We start from the raw sequence: 13,006 nt of genomic DNA on the forward strand, positions 1-13,006 counted from the left end.
ATCCGAGATGAGCGAAACGCTGCGCCTTTTCATCCTGGCCGGCGAACCGTCAGGAGACCGTATCGCCGCCGACCTGGTGGCACGATTGCGTCGGCTGATCGAGTTGAAGCTTACGGGCATTGGCGGCGATGAACTGGCCGGGCAGGGGCTGCAATCGCTCTATCCCATGTCCGACCTGGCAGTAATGGGCGTCACCGACGTCCTGCTCAACCTGCCGCGCCTGTTATGGCGGCTGGAACAGACAGCCAGGACCATCCTCGATAGCCAGCCCGATGTCGTAGTGCTGGTGGACGCGCAGGATTTCTCGAAATTGCTGGCTCGCCGCCTGCGCAAGCGAGGCTATCGCGGCACATTGATCCTCTATGTGGCCCCCTCCGTCTGGGCCCGCAATCCGGAACGGGCGGCCGGGATCAGGCCGCTCTTCGACGCCGTCCTCGCCGTGCTGCCGTTCGAACCGGAGGTCATGGAAACGCTGGGCGGTCCGCCGACCTATTATGTTGGGCATCCCGCCTTGGGCGAAAGGCTCGAGACTGCTTCGGCGCGGGAGGAAGGGCCGCTGATCCTGCTGCCCGGCAGCCGGGAAGGGGAGCTGCGGCGGCATCTTCCGGTATTGAAATCCATAGTGGCGCGCCTCGCGGAGGTACCAGGCGTCACCGAATTCGTCATGCCCACCTTGCCCCGGCTGCGGCAGAGGCTGGAGGCGGCGACCGCCGATTGGCCGGTTCCAGTGAGGGTCCTGGACCGGCGAAATAAACGGCAATTTCTATATGCCCAGGCCCTGGGCGCCATCTGCGTGTCCGGCACCGTGACGCTAGAACTCGCCCTGGCCCGCGTCCCCATGACTGTGATCTACGCTCTCGATGGCCACCAGGCCCGCATCTATGAGCGGCTGGGCCGGCCGCCGGTATCGCTGCCCAACATCATTCTCGGTCGTGACGTGGTTCCCGAGCTGGTGGCCGCAGACCTGACGCCGGAGACCGTTGCGCAGGCCGCGCTCAGCTTGTTGGCCGACAAAAAAGCCCGCCAGGACCAGATCGATGCCTTTGGCGAGCTTGCGGATTTGATGGAGGCGGGCCGGCCGCCCCATGAAAAGCAGGACCCGGCGGAGCGGGTCCTGGCCGTGTGGCGCAATCAGCGCGAAGCGATCGGCTGATAGTCGCGGGCGGTCGCGCCGTTATAGAGCTGGCGCGGACGACCGATCTTCTTCTGCGGATCGCCGATCATTTCCTTCCACTGGCTGATCCAGCCCACGGTGCGGGCCACGGCGAACAGCACGGTGAACATCGAGGTCGGGAAGCCGATGGCATCCAGGATCACGCCCGAATAGAAGTCGACATTCGGATAGAGCTTGCGATCGATGAAGTACTGGTCTTCGAGGGCGATACGCTCGAGCTCCTGCGCGACCTGCAGGGTGGGGTTGTTTTCGACACCCAGGATCGCCAGCACTTCCTTGGCGGTGGCCTGCATCACCTTGGCGCGCGGATCGAAGTTCTTGTAGACGCGATGGCCGAAGCCCATGAGGCGGAACGGATCGTTCTTGTCCTTGGCGCGCTCGATGAATTCGGGGATGCGATCCACCGTGCCGATCTCGCGCAGCATATTGAGGCAGGCCTCGTTGGCACCGCCATGGGCAGGCCCCCACAGGCAGGCCACGCCGGCCGCGATACAGGCGAACGGATTGGCGTCCGAGGAGCCGGAGAGGCGCACGGTCGAGGTCGAAGCGTTCTGCTCGTGATCGGCATGGAGCGTGAAGATCAGGTCCATAGCGCGGGCGATGCGGGGATCGACCTTGTATTCCTCGGCCGGGACCGAGAAGCACATATGCAGGAAGTTCGATGCGTAATCGAGGTCGTTGCGCGGGTAAACGAAGGGCTGGCCCACCGAATATTTATAGGCCATCGCCGCCAGGGTCGGGATCTTGGCAATCATGCGGATCGAGGCGATCTCGCGCTGGCGCGGGTCGTTGATGTCGGTGGAGTCGTGATAGAAGGCCGCCATGGCGCCGACCACGCCAGTCATGATGGCCATCGGGTGCGCGTCGCGACGGAAGCCCCGGTAGAAATAGTGCATCTGCTCATGCACCATGGTGTGGTTGGTCACCAGCTTTTCGAATTCCCGGAACTGCGTCTTGGTCGGCAATTCGCCGTAGAGAAGCAGGTAGCAGACTTCGAGATAATTGGACTTTTCGGCCAATTGCTCGATCGGATAGCCCCGATAGAGAAGTTCACCCTTGTCGCCGTCGATATAGGTGATGGCGCTGTCGCAGGCTGCGGTCGATGTGAAGCCGGGATCGTAGGTAAACAGGCCCGTCTTGGCATAGAGCGAGCGGATATCCATCACCTCCGGACCCACGGACCCGCTCAATATCGGGAATTCATGAGTCTGGTCTCCGATGACGAGTTTGGCGACTTTATCGGTCATTGAGCTCTCCTCGTTCTGCCCGCGCACCCGCCAAAGCAACAGCGATTCCAACGGCGCGCAGGCCGGCGCCTTGAAAGCGCCGATTTCCCGCAGAGAGGTATCAGGTCTTGCCTGTCGCAGGCAACCAATAGGTAAGTACGACTTATCTATCGGACCGCCCCGAAAGGGCGGCCCGAAATGAGCTCAACGGCCGATCTGATCGCCGAGTCGGGCCATGCTTTCTTCGCGCCCGATCAGCACCATGACCTCGAAAATCCCCGGAGAAACGGTGCGTCCGGTGAGGGCGGCGCGCAGGGGCTGGGCGAGCTTGCCCAGCTTGAGCCCCTTCTGCTCGGCGAGCTGGCGCATAGCCGCGTCGATGGCGGGCACTGACCATTCGGCAAGCCCCCCTAACGTTTCGGCAATGCTGGCCAGTACGGCCCGGCTGTCCTCGGTCAGGAGTGCGGCAGCGGCATTGTCCGGCTGGATGGGGCGCAGCGCGTAGATGAACTGGGCCAGGTCGATCAGCTCCAGCACGGTCTTGGCGCGCGGCTGCAGTTCCGGCAGCGCGGCGAGCACGGTGTTGTGATTGGCGAGCAGCCCCTTGGCGTCGTCCACGCGGCCGACTTCCTGCGCCGTTTCGATCATCACGTTATAGAGATAGGTCGGGTCGGCCTCGCGGATGTAATGGCCGTTGATGTTCTCCAGCTTGACGAAATCGAAGCGCGCGGCGCCCTTGTTGAGAGCTTCGAGGCTGAACCATTCCACCATCTGCTCGGTGGAGAAGATTTCGTCGTCGCCATGGCTCCAGCCGAGGCGCGCCAGGTAATTGCGCAGGGCCTCGGGCAGGTAGCCCATCTGCCGATAGGCTTCCACGCCGAGCGCGCCGTGGCGCTTGGACAGCTTGGCGCCGTCCGGCCCGTGGATCAGCGGGATATGGGCCATTTCCGGCACAGTCCAGCCCATGGCGTTGTAGATGACGATCTGGCGGGCGGCATTGGTCAGGTGGTCGTCGCCCCGGATGATATGGGTGACGCCCATGTCGTGGTCGTCCACCACAACGGCATGCATATAGGTCGGGGTGCCGTCGGAGCGCAGGATGATGAAGTCGTCGAGGTTCTCGGTCTTGAACACGACGTCGCCCTGCACATGGTCGCGCACCACGATCTCGCCCGAGAGCGGCGCCTTGATGCGGATGACAGGCTTGATCCCCTCGGGCGCCTCGGACGGGTCGCGGTCCCGCCAATAGCCGTTATAGCGCGGGGGCTTGCCGGCGGCCCGGGCCTCCTCGCGCATCTGGTCGAGCTCCTGCGGCGAGCAATAGCAATAATAGGCATGGCCCATCTTCACCAGCTCATGGGCCACCTCGGCATGGCGCGCGGCGCGGGCAAACTGGCTGATCGGCTCGCCTTCCCAATCCAGGCCCAGCCATTTCAAGCCGTCGATCAGTGCGGTCACCGCCGCTTCGGTGGAGCGTTCGCGGTCGGTATCCTCGATGCGCAGCAGCATCTTGCCGCCCTTGTTCTTGGCATAGGCCCAGCTGAACAGGGCCGTGCGGGCACCGCCGATATGGAGATAGCCTGTGGGCGAGGGGGCAAAGCGGGTAACGACCTGGGACATGGCAACCGAGACATTTTGAGGAATTGCGGGCCGTGTGTAGCATAGGCCCGCTTGAGCGCAAGGGCGGGGGCGCAAGGTGGCCGGGCAGGAGGCGTGGCGGGCAGGGAACGATTTAGCGGCGCGACGGCAATGGCCGCCGCGCAGCGCCGAGCCGTCGCGCCTGCGCATGCTCTCCGAGGACTTCGCTGCGTCCTTCCCCGGCGCCGCGGCCAATCGGCGACTCTTCGTGCTTTTGCCCTTCAGCCTGATCCTGGGCCTGACGCTTTACGCCCTGCTGCCCGACGAGCCTGGAACGCTGGTGCTCGCAGGCGGCACGGCCTTGGCGGTCATGCTGTTGGCCGTTGCCGCCGCCCGGCAATCGCTGCCCGGCATACGCTTCTTCGTGCAGGCCGCCGCGCTCTGGTTCGGCTTCTGCCTTCTGCCGATCCATGCGGCCCTGTTCGGCACGCCCATGCTCGCCTTTCCGACCTATGGGCTCTACGAAGCGCATGTGGACGAGGTGCTGTCGGCCGATGACAGCACGCGCCGGATCATCGTTTCGCAGTTCGAGCCGATGGATGGCGCCCGGCCGGTGGCGATCAAGCGCGCACGGCTTTCTCTGCCGGCCGAGCCGGAATTGCGGCCCGGCGATCGGCTGCGCGCGCCCCTGCGGCTGGCGCCGGTGCCGGGACCGGTCCTGCCGGGCTCCCATGACGGGCAGTTCCATTCCTATTTCATCGGCGTCGGCGCCTATGGCTCGGCCACGGGCGCCATCGAGCGCATCGCCGAGGGGAGCGCCACCGATTTCGCCCGGCAGATCCAGGGGCTGCGCAGCCATATTGCGGCGCGTATCGACCTCGCCCTGGACGGGCCGGGCGCCGCCATCGGCAAATCCATGGTCATGGGGGATCAGAGTGACATTTCCGATGAGACCCGCGACGTCATGGCCGCTTCCGGCCTGGCCCATGTCTATTCGATCTCGGGCCTGCATCTGTCCATCGTCGCCGGCGGCATTTATTGGCTGGTGCGGCTGCTGCTGGCCTCGATGCCGGCGCTCGTGGCCTGGCCCGTCAAGCAGATCGCTGCCCTGATCGGCATCGTCGCCGCCTTTCTCTACCTGCTGCTGGCCGGCGGGGTGGACAATGTTCCCGCCTTCCGCTCCACGCTGATGCTGGCGCTGATCTTCGGGGCGGTTCTGGCCGGAAGGCGGGCGCTGACCATGCGCAATGTGGCGATCGCGGCCATCCTGATCATCGTCATTGATCCGGCCAGCGTGTTCCGGCCCAGCTTCCAGCTCTCCTTTGCCGCCGTCATCGGGCTGATCGGCATTTATGAAATGCCGCGACCCTTCGAAGCCGCCAATACCAGACTGGAACGGCTCTGGCGGCTGGTGGCGGCGACGGCCTGGACCAGCTTCATCGCCGGGCTGGCGACCCTGTTGTTCTCTGCCTACCACTTCCAGCAGACCGCGCCGCTCAGCGTGCTCGGCAATGTCATGGCGCTGCCCTTTGTCGGACTGATCATGTGGGCGGGCGTCGCCGCCATGCTGCTCATGCCGTTCGGGCTGGATGGCCTGTGTTTCCAGCTCATGGGCTGGGGCATCGATGGCATGCTTTGGGTCGCCGAGCTGGTGGCCGGCTGGAGCGAGGGCCTGACCGGTAACCCGTTGTTGTCCGGTTGGACGCTGTTGGGAGGCCTGGCCGCCCTGGCCTGGTTCGGTTTCCTCGAAACCCGCTGGCGTCTGCTGGCGCCGGTGGCCCTATTGCCGGCCATCCTGGTCTTCGGCCTCGAACCGCGCCCCGATATCCTCATTTCCGATACCACCCAGGCGGTCGCGGTCCGTGACGGCGAGGGCATGGCGTTGGCCAGCGGCAGGACCGGCAGCTTCGCGGTCAATGTCTGGAGCCGGCACTACCAGACCGAAATCGGCGGCACCCATTCCGGCACGATCTGCGACGGCCTCGGCTGCATCGTGCGCACCGCCGATTATTCCCTCGCCATTATCCGCAATGCAGCGGCCTTTGCTGAAGATTGCGGCCGCCACGACCTGCTGATCGCCCGCATCCGCCCGCCCAATTCCTGCACCGGCGCCGTTATCGGCCAGGACCAGCTCGCCCGGGGCGGCGTGCACTGGCTGCATTGGAACGAAGGGGCCGGGCACTTCGATATCCGCCCGGCCATGGTCAATTTCAACCGGCCGTGGCGAGTTTCGCCACGCTGACACCGGCGGCCGGCAATTCCGTGCCGCCCAGGACATAGCCTTTCTCGTCCTCTGCCGGGACGATGGTTTGCGGCCCGGAGGAATAGTTCACATAGATGCGGAAGCCACCGCGCGTGCGGCAGCGAACGCCGGCGGGCAGGGTGAGGATGGGCGTATCGGCCTCGGCGATGAGGTAATCGGCCACGCGCTGGATCAGCGCCCGGTCGCCGCTGGCCGTGAGATAGAAGAGCTTGCCCTGAGAGAGCAGCACCGGCACCCCTTCAACATCCTCCATCACCACTTCGGCGCCGCCTTCGGTCTTTTCGCGCCAGAGCCGCGCTGCGCCGCCGCCCTTCACCGCGATTTCGACGCCGTCGGGCAGGCTGTCGACCCGCATGACGCGGGCATCGAGCAGGTTCTGCGGCAGATCGGGACCGAGCCTCGCCGGAATGGCGAAATTCTGCGTCTTCGAACCGGAGCGCGGGCCGACCAGCAGATGGCCGTCGAAGCTCGCGACCGCTTCGCGCAAGGCGTCGGTCCAGGCCAGTAAAGCGGGGATGGCGACGATATCATAGCCCGCAAGGCTGGACGTGGAGGGCGGCAGCACGTCGACATCCAGGCCATGCTTGCGGAAGGCCGAATAGAGCGCCCGCACATGATCGCCATGCCGGAAGCCGGCCGCCTGCGGCTGGATTTCCCAAGCCCATTCGCTCTGGTAGTCGTAGACGATGGCGATGCGGCCCTGGCCCGCGACGCCGGCAATGCCGGTTTCAGCCAGTTCCCGCGCCACCTGGCCGGCCTCGTGATAGGCCGGAGCCGGTTCGCTGTCGGGCCGAAGCAGGCCGGCATGCATCTGTTCCTGGGCGAAGGGCGCCTGGCGCCAGCGGAAATAGGAGACGACTTCCGCGCCATGGGCGAAGGCCTCCCAGGCCCAGAGCCGTGTCATGCCTGGCAGGGGATCGGGATTGGACTGGCCCCAATTCACCGGGCCGGGCTGCTGCTCCATGACCCACCAGCGGCCATGCCCCACCGCGCGATAGAGATCGTGATGGAAGGCGGCATTATCCGGATCGCCCTGGCGCATATAGTGCCGCTTGATCTCGTCCGGCTCGTTGCTGGTCGCCAGATGGCCGATCGGGTAGGAATCCCAGGACGCGATATCGAGCGTTTCGCCGACGTCGAAATGATCGAATTCGGCATAGCGGCTCATGAAATTGTGGATGACCGGCAGATCCGGGCGGCGGGCCTTGAGGATGTCGTACTGCGCCCTGTTGAAGGCGGCGACCTGGTCGGAGGAATAGCGCCGGAAATCGAGCTCATGCGCGGGAGCCGCCTCGCAGACCAGCAGGTTCGGCAGCTCGATCTGTTCGAATCCGTTATATTCCATCGACCAGAAGACAGTGCCCCAGGCCTGGTTCAGCGCCTCGATCGTTCCGTAGCGCTGCCGCAGCCAGGCCCGGAAGCCGTCGCGGGCAGCGGCGGAATAGGAATAGGTCGTGCCGTGGCAGCCATATTCGTTGTCGGTCTGCCAGCCGGCCAGCGCCGGATGGCCACTCAGCGCCTCGGCCAGGATGCGGGTGATCCGCGCCGCTTCCTCGCGATAGCCGAGATGGGAGAAGTCGTAGTGGCGGCGCGACCCGAAGCCTTTCCGCCGCCCGTCCCTGTCCACGGCCAGCATGTCGGGATGCTTGTCGATCATCCAGCGTGGCGGCGTGGCGGTGGGCGTGCCGACGATGACCTTGAGCCCATGGCGGCCCAGAACGTCCATGGCGCGGATCATCCAGTCAAGCTGCAGATTGCCCGGCGTCGGCTCCAACCGCGACCAGGCGAACTCGCCGATCCGCACCATTTTGATGCCGAGCTCGGCCATTCGCCGGGCGTCGGTCTCCCACCAGTCCTCGGGCCAGTGTTCGGGATAATAGCAGACGCCCAGCATCGGGTTCATGGATCGGATCTCAAAGTTGAATTCTGGCTTCCGGCAGGCCGGCGACGTCCAGGTCGATATAGAACAGCCCGCCCGCGACCTTTTCCGCCGCGATCTGCTCGGGCGACATGGTCTTGTTGGCGCTGGTGATGAACAGGCGCTTGAAATCCTTGCCGCCGAAGGCGGGGCAGGTGACCTGGCTGACCGGCACATCGACAATCCGGTCGATGGTGCCGTCCGGCGCGTAGCGGATGACGCAATTGCCACCCCAGCGCGCATTCCACAGGAAGCCCTCGCTATCGATGACCGCGCCGTCCGGATAGCCCGGATGGCCGGACACGTCGGCGAAAATTGTCCACTCGCCCACGGGCATGCCGGTCTCCGGATCGGTCCGGCATTTGAGGATTTTCCTGGTCGGCGTGTCGGTCCAATAGGCGATGGTGCCATCGGGCGAGAAGCAGGTGGCGTTGGGAATCGCCGCGTTGGAAATGATCCGGTTCAGGGCGCCGGCGCGGTAATGGTAGACACTGCCCTCCTTGGGGCCTTCGTCCTTGACCATGGTGCCGATCCAGAACGCGCCGGAGGGATGCACCCGGCTGTCATTGGTGCGGTTGGCCGGAACGTCGCGCTCGATATCGATGAGGTGTTCGCTGTCTCCCGAGGCCAGGTCGAAGCGCTTGAGGGCCGTTTCGGTGGCGAGCGCCAGACTGTCATTGTCGACGATCGCTGCGGCGGCGACGATCTCGTCGAAGTGCCATTCTCCCTCAGGCGCGCCCTCGGCATTGGCGGCGAACAGCGTCCGGTTGTTGATGTCGAACCAGAAGATCTGCTGGCGCCCGTCATGCCAGAACGGCCCCTCGCCCAAGGCGCATTGGCTATCGACGAGCAGCTTGGCCATAGCGGTCATCCTTGGTTTCCTTTGTCATAGGCCGCGACGGCCAGGGCCGCCCGGGCGGCAACGTCCTCGGCGCTCATGTCGGGCTTGAAGAGGTAGGTGCCCAGGCCGAATCCCGAGCAGCCGGCGGCGAAGAAGTCGCCGAAATTATCGGGATTGGCGCCGCCGACGGCATAGAGGGGCAGGGCGGGCGGCAGCACCGCTTTCATTGCCTTGATGCCCTTGGCCCCCAGCACTTCTGCCGGGAAGAACTTGAGCCCCGTGGCGCCTGCGCGGATGGCGGCGAAGGCATCACTGGGCGAGAAGACGCCGGGATAGGATTTCAGCCCCAGCCGCACCGTTTCGGCGATCACCGCCGCATTGGTATCCGGCGAGACGATGAAGGTGCCACCGGCTCCGGCCACCGCCCGCACGTCTTCCGGCGTCAGCACTGTGCCGGCGCCGATCTCGGCCCGGTTGCCCAGGGCCTTGGCCGCCGCCTCGATGCTGCCCACCGCATTGGGCGAATTGAGCGGCACTTCGATCAGCGTGATTCCCGCCTCGACGAGGGCGGTGCAGACCGGCACGGCCTCGTCGGTGCGGATGCCGCGCAGAATGGCGATGATGTGGCGATGATTCATGAAGTGCGATCCTCAGGCGATTTGGCTGCGCGCGGCCTTGAGCCCGGCAAGCACGACTTCGGTGGCATCGACCGGACGCCCGCTGGCGCCGGCCATGTCGAGCACCTGCGCATAGAGCGCGCAGAGCCCGGCCGATCCGATGAGCGGCACCGGATCGGTACCGATGCGGTTACGATTGGCGGCGATTTCGGTTCCGATCAGGAGGCCCGAAAGATAGCCGGCGCTCCAGTCGGGCTCGCGGCCGGACAGCAGGGTTCCGGCGCGGACGCGGAACAATTGGCCGAGCAGGTCGGCCGGGTTTTCCAGCCCATCCGCGGCCCCGGCCTGGAAACCGGCCTGGCGCTGCGGCCCTTCGAGCGGGCCGTTGAGAGAATGGCGTAGCACCGAATGGGTCTTGAGCAGATCGAACATCTCGCCGGTCATGGCGGTGGTGAAGTTCTCGATGCGGGTACCCTCGAGCTGGGCCCATTTGGAATGGGTGCCGGGCATGCAGACCAGGCCCGAATAATCGGGCAGGAGCGACGCCAGGCCCAGCAATTGCGTTTCCTCGCCGCGCATGACGTTCTCGCCGCCCTGCCGCTGGCAGATGCCGGGCAGGATGGCGACACGGAGCAGGCTGTCCGGCACGGCCGGCCTGACGGCGCCCCGCGCCAGGGCGCGCAGATCGGTGGGCGCTTCGAGATAGGGCGCTTCCAGCCAGCCCTGGCGGGCGCCGGCCATACCGCAGACCAGCACGTCCAGCGGCCCGGCCGGCAAGGACAATTCCATCGCGATTTCGGCCAGGGCGCCGGCGAACTCGGACTGGGCCAATTTGCCCATGCCCTTTTCCGATTGCGCGGCGCTGACGATGGCGCCATCCACCCCGATGCTCCATGCGCGCAGATTGGACGTGCCCCAATCCACCGCGACCCAAGCCACAGACTGCGTCAAATCCTGTCCTCTTCCTTCACCGGCCCTTGCGCTGCGCGACCCTATCCACGGCGACCCGCGCTGGCCAGTCCAATCCCGCGCCATCGCCTGCTTAGCGCAATGGCGGAAATCAGGCTGCCGGATTGGTAAGGTCGGGCAATCGTCAAGGCAGATTTCTACCATCGACCGCGCGGCGATGGAATTGTATGATTTTTTCGTCCGGAGCCATTCACAGCGCGATCTGGCGTGCTAGAACGGTTTTCGACAAGGCCTCCGAGTCCGCGCGGCGGACAAATTAGGATAGAGATAATGAGTGCAGACAATGGCGGCACGGGCGGCCGCAAGCTAAGATCGCGCGCCTGGTTCGACAATCCCGACAACCCGGACATGACCGCGCTCTATCTCGAGCGCTACATGAACTACGGCGTCTCGCGCGAGGAGCTGCAATCGGGCAAGCCGATCATCGGCATTGCCCAGACCGGTTCCGATCTCAGCCCCTGCAACCGTCACCACATGGTGCTCGCCGAGCGCGTCCGCGAGGGCATTCGCGAGGCCGGCGGCATCGCCATCGAATTTCCCGTGCACCCGATCCAGGAGACGGGCAAGCGTCCCACGGCGGGCCTCGACCGCAACCTGGCCTATCTGGGCCTCGTGGAAGTGCTTTACGGCTATCCGCTCGACGGCGTGGTGCTGACCATCGGCTGCGACAAGACCACGCCCGCCATGCTGATGGGCGCGGCGACGGTCAATATCCCCGCCATCGCGCTCTCGGTCGGCCCCATGCTCAATGGCTGGCACAAGGGCGAGCGGACCGGCTCGGGCACCATCGTCTGGAAGGCGCGGCAAATGCTGGCCGCCGGCGAGATCGACTATCCCAAATTCATCGAGCTGGTCGCCTCCTCGGCGCCCTCCACCGGCTATTGCAACACCATGGGCACGGCCTCGACGATGAACTCGCTGGCCGAGGCTTTGGGCATGCAATTGCCCGGCTCGGCCGCCATTCCCGCGCCCTATCGCGACCGCCAGGAAATGGCCTGGCGCACCGGCAAGCGCATCGTCGACATGGTCAAGGAGGACCTGAAGCCCTCCGACATCCTGACCAAGGAGAATTTCCTCAACGCCATCGTGGTCAATTCGGCCATTGGCGGCTCGACCAATGCGCCGATCCATATCAATGCCATTGCCCGCCATATCGGCATCGACCTTGGTATCGACGAATGGCAGCAGCACGGCCACAAGGTGCCGCTCCTGGTCAACCTGCAGCCGGCCGGCGAATATCTCGGCGAGGATTATTACCATGCGGGCGGCGTGCCGGCGGTGGTCAACGAGCTGATGAAGCAGGGCCTGATCCACGAGGACGCCCCCACGGTCAACGGCAGGACCATCGGCGAGAATTGCCGGGATACCGGCATCGAGGACGACAAGGTCATCCGTCCCTTCGACAATCCGCTCAAGGCCGAGGCCGGGTTCCTGGTGCTGCGCGGCAATCTCTTCGACAACGCGATCATGAAGACGAGCGTGATCAGCCAGGAATTCCGCGACCGCTATCTCGGCGATCCGGCCCATCCCGGCATGTTCGAAGGCAAGGCCGTGGTGTTCGACGGTCCCGAGGATTATCACCACCGGATCGACGATCCTTCGCTGGAGATCGACGAGCATACGCTACTGTTCATGCGCGGGGCCGGGCCGATCGGCTATCCGGGCGCGGCGGAAGTGGTCAACATGCGGCCGCCCGATTACCTCATCAAGAAGGGTGTGCATTCGCTGGCCTGTATAGGTGACGGCCGGCAATCGGGCACCTCCGGTTCGCCCTCGATCCTCAATGCCTCGCCCGAAGCGGCGGCCGGCGGCAACCTGGCCATTCTCAAGACCGGCGACAGGGTGCGCATCGACCTCAATAAGGGCGAGGCCAATATCCTCATCTCCGACGCCGAAATCGAACAGCGCCGCCGGGTGCTGGAGGAAGAGGGCGGCTACAAGTTCCCCCGCCACCAGACGCCCTGGCAGGAAATCCAGCGCGGCCTGGTCGATCAGCTTGGCAGCGGCGCCGTGTTGCGGCCGGCGGTCAAGTACCAGCGCATCGCCCAGACCGAAGGCGTGCCGCGCGACAATCACTGATCGGTTTTCGATCAGGCTTTCCGGCCGGTCCCGATCGCTCGGGGCCGGCTTTTTGTTGGCGCAGATCACGGTGCGCCAGTCGAACCAAGGGGTGGGAACGCTGAAATCTGCCTGCCGCGACCTCGCCCTGCGGCAGGCTCAGGATGCGGTCTAATGAGAGGTCCGGATGTGGACGTGAAGAAGCGCCGCCCGGCCACCTGGCTTGCGGTTTCGGCTGGATCGAGACTGCCATTCGAGCGTAGCTCTCATGGTCTTCTCGTTTCCATTCGATCCACTGGACCGAATGGGTGTGCCGCCGCCTGGAAGGCTGCGGCATGGGGCGAGCTTCGCCTCGGTGCCGG

General features: G+C 65.1%; 9 protein-coding genes. 3 read left to right on the forward strand and 6 right to left on the reverse strand.

From position 1 onward, the window contains the following. The first annotated feature begins 7 nt into the window (after positions 1-7). Complete coding sequence (locus tag A3840_RS00820; RefSeq protein ID WP_067450445.1) at positions 8-1,153, forward strand: lipid-A-disaccharide synthase; 1,146 nt, start codon at positions 8-10, stop codon at positions 1,151-1,153. On the opposite strand, the gene gltA is transcribed toward A3840_RS00820, so the two are convergent. Both gltA and gltX read right to left on the reverse strand, forming a co-directional pair. Next, positions 1,132-2,421: a citrate synthase gene (gene gltA, locus A3840_RS00825; protein ID WP_067450472.1), complete on the reverse strand. Its 1,290-nt coding sequence runs from the start codon at positions 2,419-2,421 to the stop codon at positions 1,132-1,134. The genes A3840_RS00820 and gltA overlap by 22 nt on opposite strands. Before the next feature lie 183 nt (positions 2,422-2,604). Beyond that, complete coding sequence (gltX, locus tag A3840_RS00830; RefSeq protein ID WP_067450450.1) at positions 2,605-4,020, reverse strand: glutamate--tRNA ligase; 1,416 nt, start codon at positions 4,018-4,020, stop codon at positions 2,605-2,607. 76 nt (positions 4,021-4,096) lie between these two features. On the opposite strand from gltX, the gene A3840_RS00835 reads away from it, so the two are divergent. Then, positions 4,097-6,220: a ComEC/Rec2 family competence protein gene (locus tag A3840_RS00835; RefSeq protein WP_131798200.1), complete on the forward strand. Its 2,124-nt coding sequence runs from the start codon at positions 4,097-4,099 to the stop codon at positions 6,218-6,220. On the opposite strand, the gene A3840_RS00840 is transcribed toward A3840_RS00835, so the two are convergent. The 4 genes from A3840_RS00840 to A3840_RS00855 are packed head-to-tail and all read right to left on the reverse strand — an operon-like array spanning position 6,189 to position 10,568. Beyond that, entirely contained in the window at positions 6,189-8,144 is a 1,956-nt protein-coding gene (locus tag A3840_RS00840) for a beta-galactosidase (protein WP_067450453.1), read from the reverse strand. The genes A3840_RS00835 and A3840_RS00840 overlap by 32 nt on opposite strands. A 10-nt stretch (positions 8,145-8,154) precedes the next feature. After that, on the reverse strand, positions 8,155-9,021 hold the full coding sequence (locus A3840_RS00845; RefSeq protein WP_067450456.1) for an SMP-30/gluconolactonase/LRE family protein: 867 nt from the start codon (positions 9,019-9,021) through the stop codon (positions 8,155-8,157). 5 nt (positions 9,022-9,026) lie between these two features. Continuing rightward, positions 9,027-9,638: a 2-dehydro-3-deoxy-6-phosphogalactonate aldolase gene (locus A3840_RS00850; RefSeq protein WP_067450458.1), complete on the reverse strand. Its 612-nt coding sequence runs from the start codon at positions 9,636-9,638 to the stop codon at positions 9,027-9,029. 12 nt (positions 9,639-9,650) lie between these two features. Continuing rightward, the gene (locus A3840_RS00855; protein WP_067450462.1) at positions 9,651-10,568 is read right to left on the reverse strand and encodes a 2-dehydro-3-deoxygalactonokinase; all 918 of its coding nucleotides are present in this window, start codon (positions 10,566-10,568) and stop codon (positions 9,651-9,653) included. Positions 10,569-10,856: 288 nt separating this feature from the next. On the opposite strand from A3840_RS00855, the gene A3840_RS00860 reads away from it, so the two are divergent. After that, on the forward strand, positions 10,857-12,665 hold the full coding sequence (locus tag A3840_RS00860; protein ID WP_067450465.1) for an IlvD/Edd family dehydratase: 1,809 nt from the start codon (positions 10,857-10,859) through the stop codon (positions 12,663-12,665). The last annotated feature ends 341 nt before the right edge of the window (positions 12,666-13,006 follow it).

The sequence above is a fragment of the Devosia elaeis genome (assembly GCF_001650025.1).
In the GTDB taxonomy this organism is placed as follows: Bacteria; Pseudomonadota; Alphaproteobacteria; order Rhizobiales; family Devosiaceae; genus Devosia; species Devosia elaeis.

Excerpts from the sequence above, each read along its gene's own strand:
- gltA (WP_067450472.1), bottom strand. The coding sequence starts at position 2,421 with ATGACCGATAAAGTCGCCAAACTCGTCATCGGAGACCAGACTCATGAA.
- A3840_RS00845 (WP_067450456.1), bottom strand. The coding sequence starts at position 9,021 with ATGGCCAAGCTGCTCGTCGATAGCCAATGCGCCTTGGGCGAGGGGCCG.
- A3840_RS00850 (WP_067450458.1), bottom strand. The coding sequence starts at position 9,638 with ATGAATCATCGCCACATCATCGCCATTCTGCGCGGCATCCGCACCGAC.
- A3840_RS00860 (WP_067450465.1), top strand. The coding sequence starts at position 10,857 with ATGAGTGCAGACAATGGCGGCACGGGCGGCCGCAAGCTAAGATCGCGC.
- gltX (WP_067450450.1), bottom strand. The coding sequence starts at position 4,020 with ATGTCCCAGGTCGTTACCCGCTTTGCCCCCTCGCCCACAGGCTATCTC.
- A3840_RS00820 (WP_067450445.1), top strand. The coding sequence starts at position 8 with ATGAGCGAAACGCTGCGCCTTTTCATCCTGGCCGGCGAACCGTCAGGA.
- A3840_RS00840 (WP_067450453.1), bottom strand. The coding sequence starts at position 8,144 with ATGAACCCGATGCTGGGCGTCTGCTATTATCCCGAACACTGGCCCGAG.